Here is a 24814-nt window from a genome sequence, read left to right as displayed (position 1 = left end):
TTCGGAGCCATCGAGCCCTGGTCTCCTCACCATCTTCACCCTCCTCGTCCGGCCGGCCTGCATACGGCGCGGCAGCCGGATGACACCCTCTTGACCAATCATCACGACGAAGGGAACGCCGAGTGAGCGCCGCGCTGACGCCTCTCGCCTCCGAGGAGTTCCATGCTCCGGGGCTCGGCATATTCGACTGGCCGCCGCTCGTCGAAGGTCAGGCCTGGTTCAACAAGCCCGCTCTCCTCGCCTTCATCGGCGGATTGCTGGTCATAGCCTTCGCCTTCGCCGCCTTCTCCCGGCCCAAGCTGGTGCCCAGGGGCGTGCAGAACGTCGGCGAACTCGCCTACGAGTTCGTCCGCGAGCAGATCGCCAGGCCGAACCTCGGCAGGGACAGCGACCGGTGGATGCCGCTGCTGTTCACCATGTTCCTCTTCGTGTGGATCATGAACCTGTTCGGCTCCATCATCTTCATCCAGTTCCCGGTGATGTCACGCATCGGTTACCCCGCGGTCCTCGCGATCGGGGTGTGGGTGCTGGTGATGTACCTGGGCATCAAGAACCAGGGCCCCATCAAGTTCTTCACGAACGTGATGTTCCCGCCCGGCCTGCCGACCTGGATCTACTTCCTGGTCGCGCCGATCGAGCTCATCTCCACGTTCTTCCTGCGCCACATCACGCACGCGATCCGGTTGTTCGCCACCATGATGGCCGGTCACCTGATCATCGGCCTGTTCTCCGAGGTCGGCTGGCACTTCCTGTTCGTCCAGCTGACCCCGCTCGGGGCTCCGGTCGGCGTGCTCGGCGTCGTCATGACGATCCTGCTGACGGCCTTCGAGCTGTTCATCCAGGCGCTGCAGGCCTACGTGTTCGCGTTGCTGACCGCCATGTTCATCAACGACGCCCTGCACGCCGCGCACTAAGACTTTTCCCTCTCACCGCCAGAGAACCCCGGTGGACACTCCACTGGTCGATAGAAAAGGAAACCAACCCATGAGTGGTCTGCTCGCCGACGTGACCGGCAACCTCGGTTCCATCGGTTACGGCCTCGCAGCGATCGGCCCCGGCGTCGGCATCGGCATCATCTTCGGTCAGGGTGTGCAGGCCATCGCCCGCCAGCCCGAGGCCTACGGCCTGATCCGCCAGAACATGATCCTGGGCTTCGTGTTCGCCGAGGCGCTCGCGCTGATCGGTATCGCGCTCGCGTTCGTCTTCCGGACCTGAGAAACACCACCCCGCTCTGACGGAAGGCAGCACCCATGTATCTCCTAGCGGCAGAGGAAGCAAGCAATCCGCTTGTGCCCAACGTGGCCGAGATGGTCGTCGGCGGGTTCGCGTTCCTGGTCGTCCTCTTCATCGTCGGGCGTCTCCTGGTTCCCCGTATCCAGAAGACCCTGGCCGAGCGCGTCGACGCGATCGAGGGCGGCCTGAAGCGAGCCGCCGACGCTCAGGAAGAGGCGCAGCGGGCCCTCAAGCAGTACCGCGACCAGCTGGCCGAGGCTCGTCACGAGGCGTCCCGCCTGCGTGAAGAGGCCCGGGAGCAGGGCGCGCAGATCAAGGCCGAGCTCCGCGAGGAGGCGCAGGCCGAGGCCCGTCGTCTCATCGAGGCCGCGCACGCCCAGATCGAGGCCGACCGCCAGCAGGCGTTCGCCCAGCTTCGCACGGAGATCGGCCGCCTGTCGGTCGACCTCGCCGGTCGTATCGTCGGTGAGTCCCTCCAGGACGAGGCGCGCCAGCGCCGTACCGTCGACCGGTTCCTCGAGGAGCTTGAGGCCGGCAGCAGCGCGGCGGTTCGCTGATGCGAGGTCTGAGCAGGGCTTCGCTGGCCGAGGTCGAAGAGCGCTTCAACGCCGTCGCGGGAAGCGCCGACCTCGGCCAGCTGGCCGACGAGCTTTTCGCGGTCGCCGACCTGTTCGACCGTGAGCACGGACTCCGGCGCTATATGTCCGACCCGGCCCGTCCGGCGTCCCAGAAGGCCCAGGCCGTACGGGTTCTGCTGGAGGGCAAGGTCAGCGGTGCCGCCCTGGAGACGGTCATCCAGGCCGTCTCCGTCAGGTGGTCCGGCTCCGGAGACCTGGCCGACGCCCTTGAGCGGCTCGGCGTCGTCGCCGCCTCGGCCGAGGCCGAGGCGCAGAGCAAGCTCGACGACGTCGAGGACGAACTGTTCAGGTTCGGGCGCATCGTCGCCTCGAACCTGGATCTGCAGCGCGTCCTGGCCGACCCCGCCGTCACCGGACAGGCCAAGCAGGAGCTGCTCGGCTCCCTGCTCGACGGCAAGGTCGCCCCCACCACGCTCCGTCTGGTCACGCAGCTTGTGCTGCATCCGCGAGGACGTAGCCTGGACAGAGGGCTGGACGAGTTCGGCAGCCTGGTCGCCGCCCAGAGGCAGCGCCTCGTCGCGGTGGTGCGCAGCGCGGTCGAGCTTTCCGAGGAGCAGAAGCGGCGTCTCGCCACGTGGCTCCGCACCTCGTACGGCCGCGACGTTCACCTGAACGTCGAGGTGGACCCGCGAGTGCTCGGAGGGTTCTCGGTGCGGATCGGGGACGACCTCATCGACACCACGATCGCGGGACGAATCGAAGAAGTCCGCCGCCGGTTGGCCGGCTAGGCGAATAGGGAGACTGAAGAGAGATGGCGGAGCTTACGATCCGGCCGGACGAGATCCGGGACGCGCTTGAGCGCTTCGTCCAGGCGTACGAGCCGGAAGGCGCCGCGCGCGAGGAGATCGGGACCGTCGTCGACTGCGGCGACGGTATCGCCCATGTCTCCGGCCTTCCCTCGGCGATGGCGAACGAGCTGCTTGAGTTCGAGGACGGCACGCGCGGCCTGGCACTGAACCTGGACGTCCGGGAGATCGGTGTCGTTGTTCTGGGCGACTTCAGCAAGATCGAGGAGGGCCAGTCGGTCCGCAGGACGGGCGAGGTCCTGTCCGTGCCGGTCGGCGACGCCTTCCTCGGCCGAGTGGTCGACCCGCTGGGTGTTCCGCTGGACGGCAAGGGCGCCATCGAGTCCGAGGGCCTGCGCGCCCTTGAGCTCCAGGCCCCGTCGGTCGTTCAGCGCCAGCCGGTCAAGGAGCCGCTGCAGACCGGCCTCAAGGCGGTTGACGCCATGACGCCGATCGGCCGCGGCCAGCGTCAGCTGATCATCGGTGACCGTGGCACCGGCAAGACCGCCATCGCCGTGGACACCATCCTCAACCAGCGGGAGAACTGGCTCTCCGGCGACCCCGAGAAGCAGGTTCGCTGCGTCTACGTCGCCGTCGGCCAGAAGGGCTCCACGATCGCGCAGGTCAAGGGCCGCCTTGAGGAGGCGGGCGCGATGGAGTACACCACCATCGTCGCCGCCCCGGCCTCCGACCCCGCCGGTTACAAGTACCTCGCCCCCTACACCGGCTCGGCCATCGGCCAGCACTGGATGTACCAGGGCAAGCACGTCCTCATCGTCTTCGACGACCTGACCAAGCAGGCCGACGCCTACCGCGCCGTCTCCCTGCTGCTGCGCCGACCGCCGGGCCGTGAGGCCTTCCCCGGCGACGTCTTCTACTTGCACTCCCGTCTGCTGGAGCGCTGCGCGAAGCTGTCGAAGGAGATGGGCGCGGGCTCGATGACCGGTCTGCCGATCATCGAGACCAAGGGCAACGACGTCTCGGCGTTCATCCCGACCAACGTCATCTCCATCACCGACGGTCAGTGCTTCCTCGAGACCGACCTGTTCAACTCGGGTGTGCGTCCGGCCATCAACGTCGGTGTCTCCGTCTCCCGAGTCGGTGGCTCCGCGCAGATCAAGGCGATGCGCAAGGTCGCGGGCACGCTGCGTCTGTCGCTGTCGCAGTTCCGTGACCTGGAGGCCTTCGCCTCCTTCGCCTCCGACCTGGACGCGGCCTCCCGCGCCCAGCTGGAGCGCGGCCAGCGCCTGGTCGAGCTGCTCAAGCAGCCGCAGTACGCCCCCTTCCCCATCGAGAAGCAGGTCGTCTCGGTCTGGGCCGGCACCACGGGCGAGCTGGACGACGTCCCCGTCGAGGACATCCGCCGCTTCGAGGCGGAGTTCCTGGACTACGTCTCCAGGGAGAAGAAGGGCGTCTTCGACAGCATCCGCGAGACGAAGGACCTCTCCGACGACACGGTGACCGCCCTCAAGGACGGCATCACCGAGTTCAAGAAGACCTTCGAGACCTCGTCGGGCGAGCTGCTGGTCAACGAGGAGCCGGTCGCCGCGCTGTCCGCGGACGAGGTCGGCCAGGAGAAGATCACCAAGCACGTCCGCTCTGCCGAGAAGAAGTAGCCGATGGGTGCCCAGCTAAGACTGCTGCGGCGGCGGATCAAGTCGGTCAGGTCCACGGCGAAGATCACCCGCGCCCAGGAGCTCATCGCCTCGTCGCGCATCGTCAAGGCGCAGCAGCGTATGCAGGCGGCCGTGCCGTACGAGCGTGAGATCACCCGCGCCGTCACGGGCGTCGTCAGCAACACCAGCAGCGTCGACCACCCGCTGACGGTGTCGAAGGAGCGGCCCGCCAAGGCGGCCGTGCTCATCGTCACCAGTGACCGCGGGTTCTGCGGTGGCTTCAACGCCAACATCCTGCGTGAGGCCGAGGCCCTCGGCACGCTGCTGAAGGGCAAGGGCATCACGCCGGTTCCCTTCGTGGTCGGTCGTAAGGGCATCGCCTGGCACACCTTCCGCGGTCGCGAGATGGGCGGGAAGTGGGACGGCTTCTCCGACAGCCCGTCCTACGGCCACGCCAAGCAGATCGCGGACACGCTGATCGAGGCGTTCTCGGCGCAGGACGGGGTGGACGAGATCCACATCGTCTCGACCGGGTTCGTCTCGATGCTCACGCAGGAGGTCGCGGTCAGGCGGATCCTCCCGCTTGAGATCGAGGAGACCACCGCGAAGCCGGAGACGCCGCTGCCGTACTTCGAGTTCGAGCCCACCGCGGGCGCCGTACTCGACACGCTGCTGCCGCGTTACGTGGAATCGCGTATCTTCAGCGCGCTGCTCCAGTCGGCCGCCTCCGAGCACGCCTCGCGTCGCCGGGCCATGAAGTCGGCGACCGACAACGCCAACGAGCTGATCCGTGTGTTCACCATGCAGATGAACCAGGCTCGCCAGGCCGAGATCACCCAGGAAATCAGCGAGATCGTCGGTGGCGCCAACGCGCTGGCTGACGCCGCAGCGGGGAAAGAGTGAAATGACTGCACAGACTGTTGAGACCGGCGTGGGCCGCGTCGCGCGGGTCACCGGTCCCGTCGTCGACGTGGAGTTCCCCGTCGAGGCGATGCCCGATATCTACAACGCGCTGAAGGTCGACGTCCTCCTCGCGGGGGAGACCAAGACCCTGACCCTGGAGGTCGCCCAGCACCTGGGTGACAACCTGGTCCGCGCCATCTCCATGCAGCCCACCGACGGTGTGACCCGTGGCGCTCCGGTGACCGACACCGGTGCCGCCATCTCCGTGCCGGTCGGCGACGTCGTCAAGGGCCACGTGTGGAGCACCCTGGGCGAGTCCCTGGACGTGCCGACCGCGTCGCTGAAGATCGAGGAGCGCTGGGGCATCCACCGTCCCTCGCCCTCCTTCGACTCCCTTGAGTCGCGCACCGAGATGCTGCCCACCGGCATCAAGGTCATCGACCTGCTCACCCCGTACGTCAAGGGTGGAAAGATCGGTCTGTTCGGTGGCGCCGGTGTCGGCAAGACCGTTCTGATCCAGGAGATGATCCGCCGAGTCGCGCTGAAGTTCTCGGGCACCTCGGTGTTCGCGGGCGTCGGCGAGCGCACCCGTGAGGGTAACGACCTCTGGCTGGAGATGGAGGAGGCGAACGTCCTCAAGGACACCGCCCTCGTCTTCGGCCAGATGGACGAGCCCCCGGGCACCCGTCTGCGCGTCGCGCTCTCCGCCCTCACCATGGCGGAGTACTTCCGTGACGTGCAGAAGCAGGACGTGCTTCTGTTCATCGACAACATCTTCCGGTTCACCCAGGCCGGTTCCGAGGTCTCCACCCTGCTCGGCCGTATGCCGTCCGCGGTGGGTTACCAGCCGACCCTGGCCGACGAGATGGGTGTTCTCCAGGAGCGCATCACCTCGACCCGCGGTCACTCGATCACCTCGATGCAGGCGATCTACGTCCCCGCGGACGACATCACCGACCCGGCCCCGCACAACGCGTTCGCGCACCTCGACGCGCAGACCGTTCTGTCCCGGCCGATCTCGGAGAAGGGCATCTACCCCGCGGTGGACCCGCTCGACTCCACCTCGCGGATCCTCGACCCGCTGATCCTCGGCGAGGAGCACTACCGCGTGGCCCAGGAGACCAAGCGGATCCTGCAGAAGTACAAGGAACTGCAGGACATCATCGCGATCCTGGGTATCGACGAGCTCTCCGAAGAGGACAAGGTCACCGTCAACCGGGCCCGCCGTATCGAGCGCTTCCTGTCGCACCCGATGTACGCCGCCGAGGCGTTCACCGGTCAGCCGGGTGAGTTCGTGCCGCTGGACGAGACGATCGCCTCGTTCAAGGGTCTGTGCGCCGGTGAGTACGACCACCTGCCCGAGCAGGCGTTCTTCATGGTCGGTGGCATCGAGCAGGCCATCGCCAAGGCCAAGGAACTCGCCCGCTAGTCGCCATCGGCACCGGTACGGCCCGGCCGTACCGGTGCCTGGTTCGAAAGGAACTCAGGAAAGTGGCGAAGCTGCGAGTAGGCGTTGTCTCGCCGGAGCGTGAGATCTGGTCGGGCGAGGCCGACATGGTGATTGCCAAGACCATTGACGGCGAGATCGGTATCATGCCTAAGCACGCGCCCGTGCTCGGCGTCCTCGTTGAGGGCGGCGTGCTGACGGTCAAGCGCGGCGGTGGCGAGCCCGACCTCGTCGCCGCGGTCCACGGAGGCTTCCTCTCGGTGGCGGACAACGAGGTGTCGATCCTGGCCGAGCTGGCCGAACTCGGCTCCGAGGTGGACGTCGCCGCCGCCAAGGACGCCCTCCAGCGGGCCCAGGCATCCATCGATGCCAACCAGGAGGACGCCGACGCCGCGATCGAGGTCAAGCGCGCCAGGGCAAGGTTGCGCGCGGCGGGCGAAGAAGTCGGATAAATTCTGCTTCTGAGCGCGGTACCGGTTGTTGGGGGCGGAGACATGGTGGTGCTGGACGTACTCATCGTCGTGGCGCTGCTGGCCGCCCTCCTCGCCTCCCGCGTACTGATCCTGACCCGATCCCGGGGTTCGGTGCTGTGTTGCCTGCGTCCGATGTCGGGAGAACGAGGCTGGCGGGTCGGTGTGGCCCGCTATGCCGACGGTCACCTCAACTGGATTCCGCTCATAGGTCTGCTTCCAAGGCCGCGCCACGTGATCGTGAGGCGCGGCCTTGTCATTTCTGGACGACGCAGGATCGGCTCGGACGAGTTCTACGGCTTCATCGAAGGTGTGACGGCGCTGGAGTGCCGCAACGAGCGTGTGGCGTTCGAGCTCGCGATGGGATACCGGGCGTTGACCGGCTTCGTCGCCTGGCTGGAGTCCGCTCCGCCCAGCGCCCATCTCGACGTGGCCTGACCCTCCTGAGCGAGGGCGGCCCACCCCGGCATGGAAGATGGCCCGGACCTGGTGTGGTCCGGGCCATCCGGCGTTCTCAGGGGAGAACGCGGCCCCGGGGACGTCCCATGAGTGACGGTGCGGGTATGTCACTCATACGGTGCCGTCCAACCGGGTCCAGACGCCGTCATCGAGCCGGCGGCGGCTTTCGCCCGGAGGCGATTCGCCGATGAGGGTGCCGGGGGTTCGCCCGATGACGGGAGCCGACGGGCCTCGCGCGTGCCGGCGGGATCACCGCCGCACACACCCGGCGCCTGTCACGGGCAGGTGGGCTCACCACTCTGCGCGCCGACACTGATCGCGCTCCAGGCGGCCTTGACCGCGTTGAACTCGGCGCACGTGTAGAGGGACTTGGCGGCCTTCAGGGTCGCCACGCGCGCCTTGCCGTGCGTCCAGGGGACGGTCTTGAGGTTGAGGCCGCCCTGGAAGATCCGTCCGGCCTTCTGGACGCCGATGCCGGTCAGGCTCGACGGGCCGGAGCAGACCGGGCTCGCGGGCTTGCCGCCACCGGGGTTGGTGCCCTCGGCGAGCAGGTAGAACCAGTGGTTCTGCGGACCTGCGGCCTTGTGCACCTCGGTGCTGGGGATGGAGGAGCTGTAGCAGTTCGGGTCACCGTTGGTGCTCGGCTTGTACATGTAGCGGATCGGGCCGCTGCCGACCAGGTCGACCTCCTCGCCGACGGTGTAGTCCGGCGGGTCGTAGGCGTTGTTGGCGTAGGCCTCGGTGAGGGCTCCGAAGATGTCACCGGTGGACTCGTTCAGGCCGCCAGCCTCGTTACCGCTGCCGGAGCCGCCGGAGCCGGAGAACTGGAAGATGGCGTGGCCGTACTCGTGGGCGACCACGTCGATCGGGGTGGCCTGCCGGCTGTTCGACTGGTTGTGGCCGAAGTTGGTGTAGGAGCCGTTCCAGAAGGCGTTGACCTGGTTCAGGCCGACACGAGCCGGGAAGGCGCCGCCGCTGCCGTTGAAGCCGTTGCGGCCGAGCCAGTTCTTCAGCAGGTCCCATTCCTTCTGGGCCGCGTAGAGGGCGTCGACGCAGGCGGTCTCCAGGTTGGTGCCGGAGCCGTTACCCCAGGAGTCGGAGCTCTTGGTGTAGGCGGCGCCGTTCTGGCCACCACACTTCAGGCCGGGCCTGGTGCCGTCGGTCAGAGAGTAGGAGCCACCCGAGCCCGAGGTCTGGATGGTGACCGGGTTGCCGTTGTAGTAGCTGTTGCCGGTTCCCTCCTTGACCTCGTCCACCTTGTCGATGACGGCGCCGGTGCGCGCGTCGACGTACACGTGAAGAACACTCTCGGCGTCGCCCGAGCGTCCGGTGATCCCGACCTCCCAGGCCAGCGCCGGGGTCTCGGTCGCCGCGTGGACGACGAGCACCGGCGCGGAGGCGGTCGCGACGGTGGTGAGCTGGCCGCGGGCGGTGGCCGAGGCCGCGTCCGCGCTGACGACGGGGGTGGTGTCCAGGTTGAGCGTGGCCTGCTGCCCGGAGACGACGTCCCGTGCCTGCTCGCCCGTCCGGTCGGTGGCGACGATCACGTCGCCGCCGTAGACGGGAAGGCCCCGGTAGCTGCGCTTGTAGTGCACGTACTGGAGACCGAAGGTGCCCACGACGGTCTTCTCGCGGACGAAGCTGTCTTCTGGAGCCTTGTGCAGTGCCTGGGACTGCGCCACCAGCGCTCTGTCCGCGGTGGCGATCGCACGCTCACTGCTCTGGGCGTCCGGCGGGGCGTAGGCGCCATCGGAGTTCGCGGTGGCCGAAGGGCCGGTGCCGTTCGGCTGGGCGTACGCGCCGGTCGCGCTCGTGAGCGCGGATGTGGCCAGGGCGGCTGCCGCCAGTACGGCGACGCCCCCCAACCTTGTCTTAGACCTCACTACGGATGACTCCTCTCACAAGTCCCACAAAGGGGGGAAGGGACTAGCAGGAGCCCGTGGCCGGCCAGGGCTGCACTAAAGGTGACATGCAACAGATAGATTGACAAGCCTCGTAAAGGCATAGCATTTTCGTATGTCAAGGTAAACGGTAAGTAACGACCACCGGAACCCTCCGTCGCCACCCGTCCACGCTGCGCATGTGTGGTGAGGCGCGTCCAAGGAATGGGAGGTCGCGACCCATGCCGCCTCCTCGGCTTGGCGCGCTGCGCCCGGTCCGTGCGCGGACGGCGGCACGGCGGCCATAACGCGCTGAGAATGGAACCCCGCTCCGGGCGGAGGTTTCGGCTCGGACGGGGAAGGGGCGGGGTCACGGTATGTGCAAGGGATTCGCGCTCCGGGGTTGGGGTCCCGGCTTGGGCGGTGACGGGTCGGGCTGGGGGCTGAGAAGATCTCGACCGGGGCGGGCCCGGCGTCCGAACCGGGTGGATCTCCGCTGCCGCACGTCCCACCGGCCTGTGGGTTCGAACCCGTCCAGCCGGGCCGTCGCCGGTTCCCGCCGGTGGCCGGGTGGTGGGAACGTTCCGGCCGATCCGTGCGTGACGGGGCGCCGGAGGGGCGTTCCGTGGGGACTCGCGTCGGCGGACCCCGTCCACTCGGCGATGAGTGTCACCCGCCTATAAGAGGACAAGTCCTGACATTTTGCCGTTGCGGGGATGATGGTCGGCGACGACGTCAAAGCCCGACTTGTCGGTCGCTCGCGCCGTTCATGGAAACCCCGGAGGTGTATCCATCGATCCCTCCGTGGCGGCCGTGCCCGTGGGGCGGCCTCTCGGGAAACCGCCAGGTGAAGGCCATTGCCGTAGGCGCCGGGCTCTTGTTTCTCAATTGTGAGAAAGCCGCCCTTCTTCTCCTTCTCTTTCGGCTCCAAACAGATTTCACCGTTCCGGATTCGGCCGTCGCGGGCCTTTCGGTGAACCTCCGAGAAGGCTCATTCCCGGGCATAATGACCCATCTCGATCACGATCCGTAAACCTTCCAGCGAAGCGTCCTCACCCCATGGCGACAGCCAACCAACACACGAAAAATGAGCTTTTGGCGCTCATCACGTCTTTGCAGAGAGCACCCGGCTCCGCCCGACCGGCGACACAGACAAGCACCCCCGCACGGGAACCGGGGGTACCGCCCCTCCCACTTCAGCCCCTCAGGCTCTCGACTCCAGGCATGAGGAGTTCCGTCCCGGACACCCCGGCGCCGATCTGAGGGTCTGCTCTCCGGCTTTCCCGACGCCAAGTGTGAGGGGCCTCCGGCCTGGGCGCGTCGGTGCTTGGACTGAGGAACGCAGGAGCGCAGCGATGGAGTGACGAGGGAGACACCGACCCTGGGCGTCCAAGACCGTACTGCCGAAGGCGGTGCAGAGGGGCAGAGCTGTGCTTTCCCGGTGCTGTGCGTGAGAGGTGTCCGGCTTGGGCGCGTCGGTGCTTGGACTGAGGAACGCAGGAGCGAAGCGACGGAGTGACGAGGGAAAGCACCGACTCGGAGGCGCCCAAGCCCCGCGACGCCGCCAGGCGGAGCAAAGAGACACAGTGACGAGGGAAAGCGCCGACTCGGAGCGCCCAAGCCCGCGACGCCGAAGGCGGCGCAAGTGTTATCGCGTACCCCCCGGCTTCCACAGGATCTCATCGCCCTCGGCGGCGACGCGGCACAGGATGAACAGCAGGTCGCTGAGGCGGTTGAGGTACTTCGCGGTCAGCGGGTTGACGTCGTCGTGCTCCTCAAGAGCGGCCCAGACGGTCCGTTCCGCGCGCCGGGCCACGGTCCGTGCGACGTGGAGCTGGGCCACGGCGAGGGTGCCGCCGGGCAGGATGAAGCTGCGCAGCGGCTTGAGCCGTTCGTTGAACTCGTCGCACCTGGCTTCGAGCCACTCGACGTAGGAGGGTTCGACGCGCAGCGGGGGGAACTCGGGGTTCTCCGTGATCGGCGTGGAGAGGTCGGCGCCGAGGTCGAACAGTTCGTTCTGCACCCGGGCCAGGACCGCGGTGACGTCCTCGTCGAGGGTGCCCACGGCCAGGGCGACGCCGATCGCGGCGTTGGCCTCCTCCACGTCGGCGTAGGCGGCGAGCCGGGAGTCGGTCTTGCGGGTGCGGCTCATGTCGCCGAGTGCCGTCGTGCCGTCGTCGCCGGTGCGCGTGTAGATCTTGGAGAGCACCACCGGGTTGTCTCTGTCAGCTCGAGTCATGAGACTCAGCGTATCTTGCGCAGAATTACTCCTGATTAGTTAGATAGCTGACAATATGATTTACCGATGGTTTCCGGTTTTTACCTGCGTTTCCCGCACATCTCCCGGGAGACTCTGACCTTCGTCGCCGACGACGACGTCTGGACCGCTCCCGCCGAAGGCGGCAGGGCCTGGCGCCTGACCTCGGACAGGGCGCCGGCCTCGCATCCCCGGCTCTCTCCCGATGCGACCAGGGTCGCGTGGACGAGTGTCCGCGACGGCCACCCCGAGGTGCACCTCGCCGACCTTGAGTCCGGGTCGGCGGAGAGGCTGACCTACTGGAACGACCCCAGAACCCGCACCCGCGGCTGGACTCCGGACGGCAGGATCCTCGCGATCAGCGCGACCGGCGAGCCGTTCGTCTGGCGGAACTGGGCCTACGCGCTCGGCGACGGTCACGTCGAGCGGCTGCCGTACGGGCCGGTCTTCGACCTGGCGGCCACGGGGGACGGCGGGGGATCGGGGGAGGCGGGGGCGACGGTCGCGTTGCTCACCGCCTCGCTCTCCCGCGATCCCGCCGTCTGGAAGCGTTACCGAGGCGGTACGGCGGGCCGCCTGTGGGTACGGCGCGGCCTGTCGGACGAGTTCGAACGGGTCCTGCCAGAGGTGAGAGGTACCTTCGCCAACCCGATGCTGGTCGGGGGGCGGCTGGTCTTCCTCTCCGACCACGAGGGCGTCGGCAACCTCTACTCCTGCGAGCTCGACGGCACCGGACTGCGCCGTCACACCGACCATGACGTCTTCTACGCCCGTCACGCGACCACTGACGGGACCAGGATCGTCTACCAGAACGCGGGGGACGTCTACCTGCTCGACGATCTCGACGGCTCGCCGCGCAAACTCGACGTGACGCTCGGTTCGCCGCCGAGGGGGCGGCAGCCGTACCAGGTCAACCCGGGGTGGCGGTTGCACGACCTGGCGGTGGACGCGACCGGGCAGGCGAGCGCGGTCGAGGTCCAGGGGACGGTGCACTGGCTCACCCACCGGGACGGGCCCGCGCGGCAGCTCAGCACGGGTCTGGCCGCCGGCACGCCTCGGCTCCTGGGCGCGGACCGGGTGGTGTGGGTCTTCGACGACGGGGAGCGTCAGGGGCTGGAGATCGGCCCGGCTGGCGGCGGGGAGACCCGCAGGATCGCCGCCGGGCGGCTGGGCGAGGTCGGTGACCTGGCCGTGGCGCCCGACGCGAACACGATCGCGGTCGCGGCCAGGGACGGCGGGCTGCTCCTGGTCGACGTGGCCTCGGGGGAGGTCGTCGAGCTGTCGAGGGCGAACGGCGAGATCAGCGGGCTGACCTGGTCTCCGGACTCCGCATGGCTGGCGTGGTCGCACCCGGACGCGACCCCGCTGCGGCGGATCAGGCTGGCGAGGATGGCCGACCGGGTCGTCACCGACGTCACCGACGGGCGGTTCGTCGACGTCTCGCCCGCCTTCGCCGGGAGGTATCTGGCGTTCCTGTCGCGCAGGGGCTTCGACCCCGTCTACGACGCGCACTCCTTCGACATGTCCTTCCCGTTCGGCTACCGGCCGTACCTGGTGCCGCTGGCCGCGGCGACGCCGTCGCCGTTCGCGCCGAGCGGGGAGGGGCGGCCCCTGACGGATCCGGAGGACGACAAGGACGGCGACCTCCCGTTCACCGTCGATCTCGACGGCATCGCCTCCAGGGTGGTGCAGGTACCGGTGCCCGAGGGGCGTTACTCGGCGCTCAGCGCGGTCAAGGACGGCATCGTCTGGCTGCGTGAGCCGCTGGCGGGCGAGCTGGGTGAGGACCGGGACAAGGTCGGCGGTGAGGCTCCCAGGGCCGCGCTCGACCGTTTCGACCTGGTCAAGCGCAAGTGCGAGGAGGTGGTCGACAAGCTCGACTGGTACGCGGTGAGCGGGGACGGCACCCAACTCGTCGTCTCGGACAAGGGGACCCTCACGGTCCGGCCGGTCACAGGCAAGAACGGTGAGGACACGACCGTCGACCTGTCGCGTATCCGCGTCACCGCCGACCCGGTCGCCCTGTGGCGGCACGCCTACACCGAGATGGGCCGCAGGGTCAGGGCCGACTTCTGGGTCGAGGACCTGGCGGAGGTGGAGTGGGAGGCCGTGCTCGACGAGTACCGGCCGCTGGTCGAGCGTCTGGCGACCCAGGACGACTTCGCGGACCTGCTGTGGGAGGTCATGGGGGAGCTGGGAACCTCGCACTGTTACGTCTACGCGGCTCCGTGGGGGCACCGGGTCTCCGAGCCGGTGGGTCTGCTCGGCGCCGACCTGTCCCGGGACGAGGAGGGCCGCTGGCGGATAGACCGGGTGCTGCCCGGCGAGTCCTCGGACGTGCACGCACGCTCGCCGCTGGCCGTACCGGGGGCGGGGATCACGCCGGGGGAGACGCTGCTGGCCGTGGACGGTCGTCCGGTGCCCCCACAGGGCCCGGCGCCGTTGCTGATCGGGGCGGCGGACAAACCGGTCGAGCTGACCCTGGGCGGCGGGCGGAGGGTCGTCGTCACCCCGTTGCGCGACGACCGGCGTCTGCGTTACCAGGACTGGGTCACCGAGCGCAGGACGCACGTCCGTGAGCTGGGGGCAGGCAGGGTCGGTTATCTGCACGTCCCGGACATGGTCGCGGAGGGCTGGGCGCAGTTCCACCGTGATCTGCGCAGGGAGATGACCAGGGAGGCACTGGTGGTCGACCTGCGCGGCAACCGGGGCGGCCACACCTCCGAGCTGATCATCGAGAAGCTGATCCGCCGGATCATCGCCTGGGACCTGCCCAGGGGCCTGAACCCGGTCACCTATCCGGAGGACGCCCCGCGTGGCCCGTTGGTCGCGGTCACCGACTACAACGCGGGGTCGGACGGCGACATCGTCACGGCGGCCTTCAAGATCCACAAGCTCGGTCCCGTGGTCGGCACCCGGACCTGGGGCGGAGTCATCGGCACGGAGGGAGACCACCGCCTGGTGGACGGCTCCTACATCACCGTGGCGAGGTACGCCTTCTGGTTCGACGAGCTCGGCTGGGGGGTCGAGAACTACGGCGTCGATCCCGACGTCGAGGTGGAGATCACCCCCGGTGACTGGGCGCGGGGCCGGGATCCGCAGATAGAGGAGGCGGTACGGCTGGCGCTGGCCGCGCTTGAGGAACGGCCGGCGGCGAAGGCTCCCGACCTCTCGCGGCGTCCGTCCCGGCGTCGTCCGGCGCTGCCGCCTCGGTCCGGATGACATTTGTCAGCTCCGCCGACTGACATCTCTCTGTCGGTGTGGTGATATCGGCGACTACCTGGTGAAAGGCGGAAATAGCAGGATTATCGCCATGAGAACACCACAGCTCGCGGACACGGCGGAGATCGGAACCGTCGGCCTCGAAAACGTGATCGAGGTCGGCGGGCTCCGGCAGAAGTACGGCGACTTCGAGGCGGTGCGCGGCGTCTCCTTCACCGTCGCCAGGGGTGAGATCTTCGCCCTGCTCGGCACGAACGGCGCGGGCAAGACGACCACCATGGAGGTCCTGGGGGGCTTCACGCCCGCCACCGAGGGGAGCGTCAGGGTCCTCGGCCTCGACCCGATCAGGCAGCGCCGCAGCCTGCGTCCCCGTATCGGGATCATGCTGCAGGAGGGTGGCTTCCTGGGGGACCTCACGGTCGCCGAGACCGTCGGGCTGTGGAAGGGGCTGAGCGAGGACGCGGGACGCCCCGTGACCCTGTCCGGCACCGAGATGCCGGGACGCCTGTCCATCACGGGCTGGACGAAGGGGGTCGACCGGCAGACCATGGGCGCGCTTGAGCTGGTCGGCCTGGAGAGCAAGGCCAGGACCAGGGTCAAGCAGCTCTCCGGCGGTCAGAAGCGCAGGCTCGACCTCGCGCTGGCCGTACTGTCCGCCCCGGAGCTGCTCTTCCTCGACGAGCCGACCACCGGTATGGACCCCGAGGCGCGCCGTACCACGTGGCGGGTGATCGAGGACCTGCGGGAACGCGGCACGAGCGTGCTGCTCACCACGCACTACCTGGAGGAGGCAGAGCGCCTCGCCGGCCGCCTGGCGATCATGCATGAGGGGCGGATCCACACCTACGGAACGGTCGAGGAAGTCGTCGCGGGCTCCGGCGACACCATCTCCTTCCGGCTCGGCGGGGCCTCCCGCTCCTACGACGAGCTGCCCTTCCTGGACGGCGCGGCGCCGGTGCTCACCTACACGGGCGACGGCACCGAGGTCGCCTACACGCTGACCGGCGATCAGGTCCAGGTCCGCGCGCACGCCGCCCTCTCACCGCTGCTGGCCTGGGCCGACAGCCGGGGCGAGGTCCTGGAGCGGCTGACCGTACGCCGGGGAACCCTGGAGGACGCCTTCATGCGGGTCCTCGGGGAGACGGCGTAAGACCGGAGACCATCCGGATGGACGGCGGAGTGATCCGCGGGGAAACGACAGGCCGCCCGACGGCCGAAAGGCAACGACAGACCATGAGAACCGACGCCCTGCACGCCGTACGGCTGGCCAAGATCGACCTGACCTTGATCTTCAGGAACACCACCATCCTGTTCACCGTGCTGCTGATGCCGCTGCTGATGGCCTGGTTGTTCACCCAGACCCAGGGGGGCGCGACCATCGAGGGGGTGCCCGCCAAGCTCTTCGTGCTGACCGGAATGCCGGGCCTGATGATGGGGTTCGCGGTCTTCGTCAACCTGGTCAACTCATTGACGGCCCGTCGTGAGGAACTGGTGCTCAAGCGGCTGCGCGGGGGCCAGCCTTCTGCGGCGGCGGTTCTGGCGGGAAGCGCCCTCGGTGCGCTCGCTCTCTTCTTCGGTCAGGTCGTCCTGCTGGGGATCTGGATCCAGCGCACCGAGGGGGCGACCCCGGTCAACGTGCCGCTGATGCTCCTGGCCGCGGTCCTGGGCGTGGCGGTGTTCGGGCTGCTCGCCGCCGCCTGCTCCGGTCTGACCCCCAACGCCGAGATGGCCCAGATCACGGTGCTCCCGATCCTCATGCTCCTGATGATCGGCTCGCCGGTCGCCTTCCCGACGAACGCGCTGCCCGGCCTGCTGGGGACGATCTCCAACCTGCTCCCGATCACCCCGATCGTGAAGATCATGCGCAGCGCCTTCCTCGGCTCCGACCACTACTCCGGCAGTGGCAAGGCGCTGAGTGTGCTGGAGCAGTGGACAGGGGCGCTGCCCTCCTTCGGAATCCTGATCGTCTGGATCGGGGTGACAGCCCTGTTGGCCGGATGGCTGTTCCGGTGGGAACCTCGGCACGGATAACGTCTACCGCGAGATGCAGACAAAAAGTGACACAGGGGAGGCGGGAGGCGACATGCCTCCCGCCTCGCCGGCGTTCTCCGGAGAGCCCGGACGTCCGTCCTGGAAGACCGTCCTCGGCAAGCTGCGGATGTCGCTGTGGTGCCATCCCGGGCGTACGAGCGTCGAGCGGCTGCGCAGGTCGACCGTCGGCACGCTGCTGATCGGCGTGGCCTTCGCCTGGCTCGGCACCTTCGTGAGGTTCACCACGCAGGGCGGACACCTCCTGGCCCCTCTGACGATCTTCGACCTGGCGGGGACGGCCGCCTTCAGCATCCTGTACGTGCAGATGGTCAGAGCCTCGATCGCCGGGGCCAGGGCGACCCGCGAGATCGTCGTCTCCGGCGCGCTCGTCCTGGTCATGTTGGTGTCCCTGCACGGTGAGCTGTGGTCCCTCGGGCTTCTGGCCGTCGCCTGGTCCTCGGGTGCGGCCCTGCTGCTGGACAGGAGAGGGGCGATCGCCGTGTCCGTCGGCGCGGCGGCCGTCGCGGTGCTCGTCGTGCCCAGCGGGCGTCTCGGGCTCGATGACACCTCCGTCCTCGCGATAGCGTCCTTCCTCGCGATGGCCATGTTCATGCCGTGGGCCAACCGCTTCCAGCTCTGGTTCTGGAAGGTGGTCAGAACGGCGGAGGAGGGCAAGGAGGCCATGGCCAGGCTGGCGGTGACCGAGGAGCGGCTGCGCTTCTCCCGTGACCTGCACGACCTGGTCGGGCACAGCCTGTCCGCGATCGCGCTCAAGAGCGAGGTCGCCGTCAAGTTGTCGGCCGTGGACGCCGAACGGGCCGCCGGGGAGATGGGTGAGGTGCGCGCGCTGGCACGCGAGGCGCTCAAGGAGATCCGTACGGCGGTGCGCGGCTATCGCACGGTCGACTTCGACGCCGAGCTGCGCAGCATGACGTCCGTGCTTGAGGCGGGCGGCATCGGCTGCTCCCTCGAACTCCCGGACGAGGAGGTCCCCGAGGAGCTGGCCACACTGCTGGCCTGGGTCATCAGGGAGGGCACGACCAACGTGCTCAGGCACAGCTCGGCGACCCGCTGCCGGATCGCGATCACCCTGCGGGAGGGTACGGCGGTGCTGGAGATGACCAACGACGGCGCCACCGGGCCGGGCGGGCGCGGCGGTACCGGGCTGACGGGCATGTCGGAGCGGGTGACGGCGATGGGCGGAGTCCTCACCGCGGGAGCGGGCGAGGGCGCGGGGGAGTTCAGGCTGCGGGCCACGGTCCCGCTGGAGGGGGCACGATGATCCGGGTTCTGCTGGCCGACGACGCGCACCTGATCCGCAGGGCGATCGCCACGCTGCTCGGCCTGGAGCCGGACATCGAGGTGGTCGCCGAGGTGTCCAGGGGCGACCTGGTGGCGCAGGCCGTACAGGATCACAGTCCGGACGTGGTGGTGCTGGACATCGAGATGCCGGGGATGGACGGGCTGAGCGTGGCCGAGACGCTGCCCGGTCACGCCGTGCTGATCCTGACCAGCTTCGGGCGGCCGGGCTACCTCAGGAGGGCGCTGGCCGCCGGGGTACGCGGATTCGTCCCCAAGGACGCCTCGGCCGAGGAACTGGCGGCGGCGATCCGCAAGATCCACGCGGGCGGGCGATATCTCGACCCCGAGATGGCCGCCTCGGCGATGATGGCGGGGGAGAACCCGCTCACCGAACGCGAGCGCGACGCCCTGTCCCTGGCCTCCCAGGGGGCGACGGTCGCCCAGATCGCGGCCTCGCTGCACCTCACCGAGGGGACGGTGCGCAACTACCTGTCCAGCTCCATCACCAAGCTCGGCGCGACCAACCGGATCACCGCGATCCGTGTCGCGCAGGAAAAAGGTTGGTTATGAACAGCATCTTTCTCCCAGAAGGGGGCAATGGCTCCTCATGACGGCAGAAAGCCCGGTCTTGGGACAGGGCTTTCACCTGGCCCGATGACACGTGGCCGGCCGACCGAGGTGGCGCCAAGGTCGGTCTGAGGAGGGGGTATGCGCGCCATTGGAAAGCCCGGGGCGCAGGTGGTCGTGGTGGGCAACCGCCTCGACGTGGGCACCGTCGCCGTGGTGCGCCCGCGATTGCACACCGCGGTCGACTCCGGTGACGGTGATCTGATCGTCGATCTCTCCGGACTTGAGATGATCGACGCCACCGGCCTGGGCGTGCTGGTCGGCACGCACCGCCGGGCGCTTGAGACCGGGCGCCGTCTGGTGCTGAGAGGGGTGCCCGTCCGAGTCATGCGGGTGCTGGCGGTGACCCGCCTCAACCGGGTGCTCATCGTCGAGGTGCCCATGGCCGCGGTCGCCTGACCCCCCACGTCCCGGGGACGGCCGGGACGAGGGGGACGGGTGGGGTCACCTGGCGGTCATGTCGCGAACGACCGGTGGAAGATGTGCACGGCCGTACCGACCAGGTCGGAGACCGGGGGCGGGTCCTCGGCCAGCACCCACTCGATGAGCAGTTCGTGGACGGCGCCGATCATGCCCAGCGTGAGCAGGTGCCGGTTGACCCCGACCGTGTCCGGCGGACCGAGGGCGCCGGCTGCGACGATCCTCGCGAAGGCCCGTACGGCCTGCTGCCGTGAGGTGGTGAGGCAGTCGCCCGCCCTGCGCACCTCCAGATGCATGATCCGGGCGCGTCTCCTGTCCTCGGTGACGAAGTTGATGTACTCCGTGATGCCCGCCTCGACCCTGCCGAGCAGGGTGTCGGGGGCCTCCTCGACGGCCTTCGCCACCGCCGAGACGGCCTCCTGGACGCACCTCTCGTGCAGTGCCTGCATGAGTTCGGTGCGCCCGGAGAAACATTCGTAGAACGCGCGGTTGGAGATGCGCGCCGTGGCGCACAGCCTCTCGATCGTCGTCTCTGGGAATCCGGGGTCGGAATAGAGGATGTACGCCGCGCAGATCAAACGTTCCCGTCGTTCGGCGAGACGTTCCTCCGCTGACATTCCCCGGTAGGGCCGGCCGTTCATGTCAAGCACCCCGCCTTGACGTGGGGTTGACAAATGCTCGTTTTATCACTTCCACCTCATGATCCTGGCCCCCGGAATCCCCCATTATGGGTGCAAGATCCTTTTTGCGGAAGAGTAAGTGTCCTGTTGCTTGCACACTTCATGCAAGAAGGTCACGAGCCTGACTGGGCAGTCAAGTCACCCATGTCCGTGAAGGGCCTCAGCGGACGAGGAGCCCACGGTCCAGAGCGGTGGTGACGGCGGCCGTGCGGTCGGAAACCCCCAGCTTGCCGAAGATCCGCAGCAGGTGGGTCTTCACCGTGGTCTCGCTGATGAACAGCGCCCGGCCGATCTCGGCGTTGGTGAACCCCTCGGCCACCAGCGCCAGCACCTCGGCCTCGCGCGGCGACAGGGTCTCGGCCACCGGAGCGCGCATCCTGGTCACCAGCCGGGTCGCCACGGACGGCGACAGCACGGTCTCCCCGCGCGCGGCGGAGACGATCGCGGCCAGCAGGTCGGCCCGCGAGGTGTCCTTCAGCAGGTAACCGGCCGCCCCGGCCTCGACCGCCCGCAGGATGTCCTGGTCCGTCTCGTAGGTGGTCAGCACGATCACCCGGCTCCGCGGCAGTGCGGCCAGGATGCGCGAGGTCGCGCTGACCCCGTCGCCGTTCGGCATCCGCAGGTCCATCAGGATCACCTCGGGCCGCAGTTGCACGGCCCGCGCCACCGCCTCGTCCCCGGAGGCGGCCTCCCCGACCACGGTGATCTCCGGTGCCGCCTCGAGCATGCCCCGCAGGCCCTCACGGACCACGGGGTGGTCATCGACGATCATCAGTCGCAGCACTCGTCAAACTCCTCGTCTGAGCGTCGCCGGGGGAAACGGGGACGGTGATCTCCAGGGTGGTGCCTCCACCTGCGGCGGCCGTCAGTGACAGAGACCCTCCCACCTGCTCGGCCCGCGCGCGCATGCCGCGCAGACCGTACCCGTCGGCGGCCGAGGGCCCGAACCCCACGCCGTCGTCGCGGACGGTCAGCCGGGCCGCGGAGGGAAGGTGGTCCAGCGTCACCGCGACGGCCGAGGCGCGGGCGTGCTTGCGGACGTTCGCCAGCGCCTCCTGCGCCGCGCGCAGCAGGACGACCTCGGCCCCGGTCCACATCGGCCGAGACTCGCCGCTCACCCCGAACGAGGCGGTGACGGCCAGCTCCTCACCGAACCGGGAGATCATCCGCCCCAGCGCCTCCTCCAGCGTCGAGCCGTCGAGCGGCGCCGGGCCGAGCGCGGCGATCAGCGCGCGGGCCTCGGCCAGGTTCTCCCTCGCCGTCCGTACGGCCAGCCCGATCCGCCGCTCGTCCGGCTGCTGCAGCAACATGATGATGCTGGTGAAGCCCTGGGCCAGGGTGTCGTGGATCTCCCCGGCCAGCCGTTCCCGCTCGGCCGCCGCCCCCTGCTCCGCCGAGAGCCTGGCCACCTCGGCGCGGCTGTTCTCCAGCTCCTCGATGAGGAGGGCGCGTCCCTTGCTCTGCTCGACGACGTCCTGGATCCAGGGTCCGAAGACCAGGTTCGAGGCCAGCGAGAGCAACCCGATGACGGGCAGCGTGAGCAAATCCTCCCCGCTGGAGGGCAGCAGGGGCAGGCACAGCACGGGAGCCACGTTCAGAGCCACGGTCGCGAGCATCGCCTGCCGCTTCGGCAGCAGGATGTAGTACTGCGGCCCGAAGGCGAACAGCAGGAAACGGGTCGGCGGGCAGAGCACCGAGACCGGGGTGAAGAGCACGACCGACAGCGCCACGTAGGCGCGCCCGTTCGTGCCGTACGGTCCCCCGGGGACGCGCCTGCCCAGGAACACGTAGGCCGCCGTGCAACCGCCCAGCAGGCACAGCACGACCGCCTTCCAGGCGACGGTGAGCACGTCGTCGAGGAGGACGAAGGCGACGGAGACGATGAGGTCGAGGAGATAGAGCCGCTCCCAGCCGTCCATGCGGTGGTAGGCGTGCCGTTCCCCGGGGGCGGGCGTCATCCCGGCACCTCGGCGGTGAGTGTGGTCCCGGTTCCGCGCGCGCCGTGCACCAGCAGGCGACCGCCGACCTGTTCGACCCGGGCGCGCATGCCGCGCAGGCCGTACCCCTCGATGACCGGAGGCTCGAAACCCGCGCCGTCGTCACGGACCTCCAGCGTGACCGTCTCCGGGCCGTAGACCATGCCGACGTCGGCCCGCCCGGCCCTGGAGTGCCTGCGCACGTTCGCCAGCGCCTCCTGGGCCACGCGCAGGAGCACCACCTCGACGGCGGGCGGCAGCGGACGCGACCGGCCGTGGACGGTGAACGCCGTGGCGAGGCCCGCCTCCTCGCCCAGGCGTTCGGCCAGCCGCCCCAGCGCCTCCTCCAGCGTCGAGCCGTCGAGCGGGGCCGGGCCGAGCGCGGCGATCAGCGCGCGGGCCTCGGCCAGGTTCTCCCTGGCCGTCCGTACGGCCAGCCGCAGGTGGCGAGCCGGGTCCGGCTGCGCCTGAGCGGCCTGCACCAGCATGATGATGCTGGTGAAGCCCTGGGCCAGGGTGTCGTGGATCTCCCCGGCCAGCCGTTCCCGCTCGGCCATCGCCCCCCGTTCCGCGGACAGTCTGGCCACCTCGGCGCGGCTGCCGACCAGCTCCCTGATGAGGGCGGCCCGCTCCGCGCTGCGCTCGGTCACCCGCTCCGACCACACGCCGAAGACCGCGGAGAACAGGATCACGATGACGGTGACCGTCAGAAGCTCGTATCCCACGGGGTCGTCGAGGAGCAGGTGACGCGGGATGTGGGCCACGCTCAGCACGGCCACCGGGATCATGGCCGTCCTGGCCGGATGGATGACGAAGCACTGCGGGCACAGCCCGAACAGGGCGAGTGTCGAGATCGGGGCCACGGAGACGGCGACGCAGTACAGGACGACCAGCACCGCGATGTAGACCGTCCCGCGCCGCAGGTCGTCGGCCGTCATCGCCGGACGGCCGAGCAGGAGATAGAGCGGCAGCACGGCGAGCAGGCAACCCGCCGCGACCGCCTTCCCGGGCACGGTCATGCCGCCGGTGACGACGAACACGACCGGCAGCAGAATCGCCGGGACCAGCAGGATCTCCCAGACGGCCGGCGACGACTCCCACGCGTTCGGCCCCGCCGGGTCGTCGCCCGGGCGGGGCCGTTCCTCAGGGGTCATCCGTCGCGGCGGCTCTTCCACCGGAACGTCAGCAGGCACAGCACCAGTCCTCCGACGACCCAGGCTCCCAGGACCATGGCGACCCGGTCCAGCTCGTACGATCCGGCGACCTCAAGTGTGGCCCCGGCGTCACCGATGAAGACCGAGCGGAAGCCCTGGCACATCCACTTCAACGGAAGCACCGAGGCGACGTTCACCAGCCAGGAGGGCAGCTGGCTGACCGGGATGAACACCCCGGAGATGAACTGCAGCACCACGAACGGCATGGCGATCACCGCCGTCGCGCTCCGGCCCGAGCGCGGCAGACTGCTGGCCGCCACGCCCAGCAGCGCCGAGGCCAGCACGCCGAGCACGAAGACCCAGCAGAAGGTCACCCAGGCCGAGACCCGGGTGGGCAGGTCGAGCCCGAACGCCAGCACCCCGATGGCCAGCAGCAGCACCACCTGGCACAGCGAGAGGAACAGCGTGTGCAACGCCCTGCCGACGAAGTAGGAGGAACGCGGCAGAGGCGTGCCCGCGAGTCGCTTGAGCGTGCCGTCGTCACGGTCGATCGCGATGCCGATGCCGAGGTTCTGGAAGCCCGTCATCGCCGCCGAACCGATCAGCCCCGCCACGTACAGCTGGGCGACGCTGATGCCGGTCCCCTCGACGAAACCGCTGAAGATCGCCCCGAAGATCGCCAGCAGGACGATCGGGAGGGAGAAGGTGAAGATGACCGCGTCCCGCTCGCGGAAGAACATCCTGGTCTCGAAGGCCGCCCGCGACAGCCCCAGTAGTGCCGCGGACGGTCTCCGAACGGGGACACGGGTGATCGTCCGGCTCATGAGGTCACCTCGGAGGGGGTGACGAGCCGGAGGTAGATCTCCTCCAGGGTCGGCCTGGTCACGGTGAGTTCGGGAACCTCCCCGTCGAAGCGCCGGGTCAGTTCGAGCACGGTCCTGGTCGGGGTGTCCGTCTCCAGCGTGCGCCGCTCGCCCCCGTCCGACCAGCCCACCCTGGCCTTGGCGTTCGCCCGCCCGCCCAGCGTCGCGGGTTCGCCCTCGGCGACGACCCGGCCGCCGGAGACCACGGCGACCCGGCCGGCCAGCGCCTCGGCCTCGTCCAGGTAGTGGGTGGTCAGCACGATCGTGGTCCCCTGGCCCGCCAGGTCCCGGATCAGCTCCCAGAACCGCCGCCTGGCCTCCGGGTCGAACCCGGTGGTCGGCTCGTCGAGGAAGAGCAGCTCCGGATCGCCGATCACCCCGAGCGCCACGTCCAGCCGCCGCCGCTGCCCTCCGGAGAGCTGCCGGACGCGCTTGCCCGCGCTGTCCGTCAGGCCCACCCGCTCGATGACCTGGTCCGGGTCGCGCGGAGCCGGGTAGTACCCGGCGAAGTGCCGTACGGTCTCCCCGACCGTCGCCTCGGTCATGTCGTTGGCCGTCTGCAACACGATCCCGATCCGGGAGCGCCAGTCCCGGGTCGGCCTGCCGGGGTCGGCGCCCAGAACGCTGACCTCGCCCGCGTCCCTGGTCCGGTGTCCTTCGAGGATCTCAACCGTGGTCGACTTGCCCGCGCCGTTCGGGCCGAGGATCGCGAACACCTCGCCCGCGTGGATGTCGAGGTCGATGCCCCCGACCGCCTGCACGTCGCCGTACCGTTTGGTCAGGCCACGTACCTTCACCGCCGTATTCATGCCTCAAGCGTCCGCCCCGTACGGCTTCGGCGGCACCCACGA

General features: G+C 69.0%; 23 protein-coding genes. 15 read left to right on the top strand and 8 right to left on the bottom strand.

Going from position 1 to position 24814, the window contains the following annotated elements; all coding sequences use genetic code 11:
- Positions 1 to 122: 122 nt before the first annotated feature.
- The 9 genes from atpB (at position 123) to ACFYY8_RS00970 (ending at position 7530) form a co-directional block, all read left to right on the top strand.
- Positions 123 to 914, top strand: coding sequence for a F0F1 ATP synthase subunit A (gene atpB / locus ACFYY8_RS01010; RefSeq protein ID WP_390035843.1), 792 nt, complete (start codon positions 123 to 125; stop codon positions 912 to 914).
- Between the two features lie 70 nt (positions 915 to 984).
- On the top strand, positions 985 to 1215 hold the full coding sequence (atpE, locus tag ACFYY8_RS01005; RefSeq protein WP_390035841.1) for an ATP synthase F0 subunit C: 231 nt from the start codon (positions 985 to 987) through the stop codon (positions 1213 to 1215).
- Between the two features lie 35 nt (positions 1216 to 1250).
- Entirely contained in the window at positions 1251 to 1790 is a 540-nt protein-coding gene (locus ACFYY8_RS01000) for a F0F1 ATP synthase subunit B (RefSeq protein ID WP_352009654.1), read from the top strand.
- On the top strand, positions 1790 to 2599 hold the full coding sequence (locus tag ACFYY8_RS00995; RefSeq protein WP_390035839.1) for a F0F1 ATP synthase subunit delta: 810 nt from the start codon (positions 1790 to 1792) through the stop codon (positions 2597 to 2599). Before ACFYY8_RS01000 ends, ACFYY8_RS00995 begins: the two co-directional genes overlap by 1 nt.
- Positions 2600 to 2622: 23 nt before the next feature.
- A complete protein-coding gene (gene atpA / locus ACFYY8_RS00990) occupies positions 2623 to 4272 on the top strand; it encodes a F0F1 ATP synthase subunit alpha (protein ID WP_390035837.1) in 1650 nt (549 codons plus the stop codon).
- 3 nt (positions 4273 to 4275) lie between these two features.
- The gene (locus ACFYY8_RS00985) at positions 4276 to 5175 is read left to right on the top strand and encodes a F0F1 ATP synthase subunit gamma (RefSeq protein WP_390035835.1); all 900 of its coding nucleotides are present in this window, start codon (positions 4276 to 4278) and stop codon (positions 5173 to 5175) included.
- Between the two features lies 1 nt (position 5176).
- Positions 5177 to 6604, top strand: a complete 1428-nt coding sequence (gene atpD / locus ACFYY8_RS00980) for a F0F1 ATP synthase subunit beta (RefSeq protein ID WP_352009650.1) — start codon at positions 5177 to 5179, stop codon at positions 6602 to 6604.
- Between the two features lie 62 nt (positions 6605 to 6666).
- Positions 6667 to 7074 carry a F0F1 ATP synthase subunit epsilon gene (locus tag ACFYY8_RS00975; RefSeq protein ID WP_352009649.1) on the top strand — a complete coding sequence of 136 codons (408 nt, stop codon included), beginning with the start codon at positions 6667 to 6669 and terminating at the stop codon, positions 7072 to 7074.
- A gap of 42 nt (positions 7075 to 7116) precedes the next feature.
- Positions 7117 to 7530 (top strand): DUF2550 domain-containing protein, encoded by a 414-nt coding sequence (locus tag ACFYY8_RS00970; protein WP_352009648.1) that lies wholly within the window; start codon positions 7117 to 7119, stop codon positions 7528 to 7530.
- Positions 7531 to 7826: 296 nt separating this feature from the next.
- Here the strand turns inward: ACFYY8_RS00970 and ACFYY8_RS00965 are convergent, their stop codons facing one another.
- The gene (locus ACFYY8_RS00965; RefSeq protein WP_390035832.1) at positions 7827 to 9434 is read right to left on the bottom strand and encodes a M4 family metallopeptidase; all 1608 of its coding nucleotides are present in this window, start codon (positions 9432 to 9434) and stop codon (positions 7827 to 7829) included.
- Positions 9435 to 11079: 1645 nt separating this feature from the next.
- Positions 11080 to 11670: a cob(I)yrinic acid a,c-diamide adenosyltransferase gene (locus ACFYY8_RS00960; protein WP_390035830.1), complete on the bottom strand. Its 591-nt coding sequence runs from the start codon at positions 11668 to 11670 to the stop codon at positions 11080 to 11082.
- Between the two features lie 66 nt (positions 11671 to 11736).
- Between ACFYY8_RS00960 and ACFYY8_RS00955 the strand changes: the two genes are divergently transcribed.
- From ACFYY8_RS00955 to ACFYY8_RS00930, 6 genes are all read left to right on the top strand, one after another.
- Complete coding sequence (locus ACFYY8_RS00955) at positions 11737 to 14910, top strand: S41 family peptidase (protein ID WP_390035828.1); 3174 nt, start codon at positions 11737 to 11739, stop codon at positions 14908 to 14910.
- Positions 14911 to 15001: 91 nt separating this feature from the next.
- On the top strand, positions 15002 to 16060 hold the full coding sequence (locus tag ACFYY8_RS00950) for an ABC transporter ATP-binding protein (RefSeq protein WP_390035826.1): 1059 nt from the start codon (positions 15002 to 15004) through the stop codon (positions 16058 to 16060).
- A gap of 83 nt (positions 16061 to 16143) precedes the next feature.
- On the top strand, positions 16144 to 16941 hold the full coding sequence (locus ACFYY8_RS00945) for an ABC transporter permease (protein ID WP_390035824.1): 798 nt from the start codon (positions 16144 to 16146) through the stop codon (positions 16939 to 16941).
- Between the two features lie 52 nt (positions 16942 to 16993).
- Positions 16994 to 18223, top strand: a complete 1230-nt coding sequence (locus ACFYY8_RS00940; RefSeq protein WP_390035822.1) for a sensor histidine kinase — start codon at positions 16994 to 16996, stop codon at positions 18221 to 18223.
- Positions 18220 to 18813 (top strand): response regulator transcription factor, encoded by a 594-nt coding sequence (locus tag ACFYY8_RS00935; protein ID WP_352009641.1) that lies wholly within the window; start codon positions 18220 to 18222, stop codon positions 18811 to 18813. The genes ACFYY8_RS00940 and ACFYY8_RS00935 overlap by 4 nt, the downstream gene beginning before the upstream one ends.
- Before the next feature lie 138 nt (positions 18814 to 18951).
- On the top strand, positions 18952 to 19269 hold the full coding sequence (locus tag ACFYY8_RS00930) for an STAS domain-containing protein (protein WP_390035819.1): 318 nt from the start codon (positions 18952 to 18954) through the stop codon (positions 19267 to 19269).
- Positions 19270 to 19325: 56 nt separating this feature from the next.
- On the opposite strand, the gene ACFYY8_RS00925 is transcribed toward ACFYY8_RS00930, so the two are convergent.
- The 6 genes from ACFYY8_RS00925 to ACFYY8_RS00900 form a co-directional block, all read right to left on the bottom strand.
- Positions 19326 to 19931, bottom strand: coding sequence for a TetR/AcrR family transcriptional regulator (locus tag ACFYY8_RS00925; RefSeq protein WP_390035817.1), 606 nt, complete (start codon positions 19929 to 19931; stop codon positions 19326 to 19328).
- Positions 19932 to 20130: 199 nt separating this feature from the next.
- Positions 20131 to 20754 (bottom strand): response regulator, encoded by a 624-nt coding sequence (locus ACFYY8_RS00920; protein WP_390035815.1) that lies wholly within the window; start codon positions 20752 to 20754, stop codon positions 20131 to 20133.
- Positions 20729 to 21928 (bottom strand): sensor histidine kinase, encoded by a 1200-nt coding sequence (locus tag ACFYY8_RS00915; protein WP_390035813.1) that lies wholly within the window; start codon positions 21926 to 21928, stop codon positions 20729 to 20731. The genes ACFYY8_RS00920 and ACFYY8_RS00915 overlap by 26 nt, the downstream gene beginning before the upstream one ends.
- On the bottom strand, positions 21925 to 23100 hold the full coding sequence (locus tag ACFYY8_RS00910) for a sensor histidine kinase (protein WP_390035811.1): 1176 nt from the start codon (positions 23098 to 23100) through the stop codon (positions 21925 to 21927). Before ACFYY8_RS00910 ends, ACFYY8_RS00915 begins: the two co-directional genes overlap by 4 nt.
- Complete coding sequence (locus ACFYY8_RS00905) at positions 23097 to 23924, bottom strand: ABC transporter permease (RefSeq protein ID WP_390035809.1); 828 nt, start codon at positions 23922 to 23924, stop codon at positions 23097 to 23099. Before ACFYY8_RS00905 ends, ACFYY8_RS00910 begins: the two co-directional genes overlap by 4 nt.
- Positions 23921 to 24772: an ABC transporter ATP-binding protein gene (locus tag ACFYY8_RS00900; protein ID WP_390035807.1), complete on the bottom strand. Its 852-nt coding sequence runs from the start codon at positions 24770 to 24772 to the stop codon at positions 23921 to 23923. Before ACFYY8_RS00900 ends, ACFYY8_RS00905 begins: the two co-directional genes overlap by 4 nt.
- Between the last annotated feature and the right edge of the window lie 42 nt (positions 24773 to 24814).

It is taken from the genome of Streptosporangium sp. NPDC001559 (assembly GCF_042893955.1).
Classification (GTDB): domain Bacteria; phylum Actinomycetota; class Actinomycetes; order Streptosporangiales; family Streptosporangiaceae; genus Streptosporangium.
Note: the sequence above shows the minus strand (reverse complement) of the source record. Positions and strands in the feature narration are given on the sequence as shown.

Bases quoted from the DNA above. Each gene is read 5' to 3' on its own strand.
- ACFYY8_RS00955 (WP_390035828.1), top strand. From the start codon at position 11,737: ATGGTTTCCGGTTTTTACCTGCGTTTCCCGCACATCTCCCGGGAGACT.
- atpA (WP_390035837.1), top strand. From the start codon at position 2,623: ATGGCGGAGCTTACGATCCGGCCGGACGAGATCCGGGACGCGCTTGAG.
- ACFYY8_RS00950 (WP_390035826.1), top strand. From the start codon at position 15,002: ATGAGAACACCACAGCTCGCGGACACGGCGGAGATCGGAACCGTCGGC.
- ACFYY8_RS00935 (WP_352009641.1), top strand. From the start codon at position 18,220: ATGATCCGGGTTCTGCTGGCCGACGACGCGCACCTGATCCGCAGGGCG.
- ACFYY8_RS00925 (WP_390035817.1), bottom strand. From the start codon at position 19,931: ATGAACGGCCGGCCCTACCGGGGAATGTCAGCGGAGGAACGTCTCGCC.
- ACFYY8_RS00900 (WP_390035807.1), bottom strand. From the start codon at position 24,772: ATGAATACGGCGGTGAAGGTACGTGGCCTGACCAAACGGTACGGCGAC.
- atpE (WP_390035841.1), top strand. From the start codon at position 985: ATGAGTGGTCTGCTCGCCGACGTGACCGGCAACCTCGGTTCCATCGGT.
- ACFYY8_RS00930 (WP_390035819.1), top strand. From the start codon at position 18,952: ATGCGCGCCATTGGAAAGCCCGGGGCGCAGGTGGTCGTGGTGGGCAAC.
- ACFYY8_RS00910 (WP_390035811.1), bottom strand. From the start codon at position 23,100: ATGACCCCTGAGGAACGGCCCCGCCCGGGCGACGACCCGGCGGGGCCG.
- atpD (WP_352009650.1), top strand. From the start codon at position 5,177: ATGACTGCACAGACTGTTGAGACCGGCGTGGGCCGCGTCGCGCGGGTC.
- ACFYY8_RS00960 (WP_390035830.1), bottom strand. From the start codon at position 11,670: ATGACTCGAGCTGACAGAGACAACCCGGTGGTGCTCTCCAAGATCTAC.
- ACFYY8_RS00970 (WP_352009648.1), top strand. From the start codon at position 7,117: ATGGTGGTGCTGGACGTACTCATCGTCGTGGCGCTGCTGGCCGCCCTC.
- ACFYY8_RS00905 (WP_390035809.1), bottom strand. From the start codon at position 23,924: ATGAGCCGGACGATCACCCGTGTCCCCGTTCGGAGACCGTCCGCGGCA.
- ACFYY8_RS00940 (WP_390035822.1), top strand. From the start codon at position 16,994: ATGCCTCCCGCCTCGCCGGCGTTCTCCGGAGAGCCCGGACGTCCGTCC.
- ACFYY8_RS00995 (WP_390035839.1), top strand. From the start codon at position 1,790: ATGCGAGGTCTGAGCAGGGCTTCGCTGGCCGAGGTCGAAGAGCGCTTC.
- ACFYY8_RS00945 (WP_390035824.1), top strand. From the start codon at position 16,144: ATGAGAACCGACGCCCTGCACGCCGTACGGCTGGCCAAGATCGACCTG.
- ACFYY8_RS01000 (WP_352009654.1), top strand. From the start codon at position 1,251: ATGTATCTCCTAGCGGCAGAGGAAGCAAGCAATCCGCTTGTGCCCAAC.
- ACFYY8_RS00915 (WP_390035813.1), bottom strand. From the start codon at position 21,928: ATGACGCCCGCCCCCGGGGAACGGCACGCCTACCACCGCATGGACGGC.
- ACFYY8_RS00985 (WP_390035835.1), top strand. From the start codon at position 4,276: ATGGGTGCCCAGCTAAGACTGCTGCGGCGGCGGATCAAGTCGGTCAGG.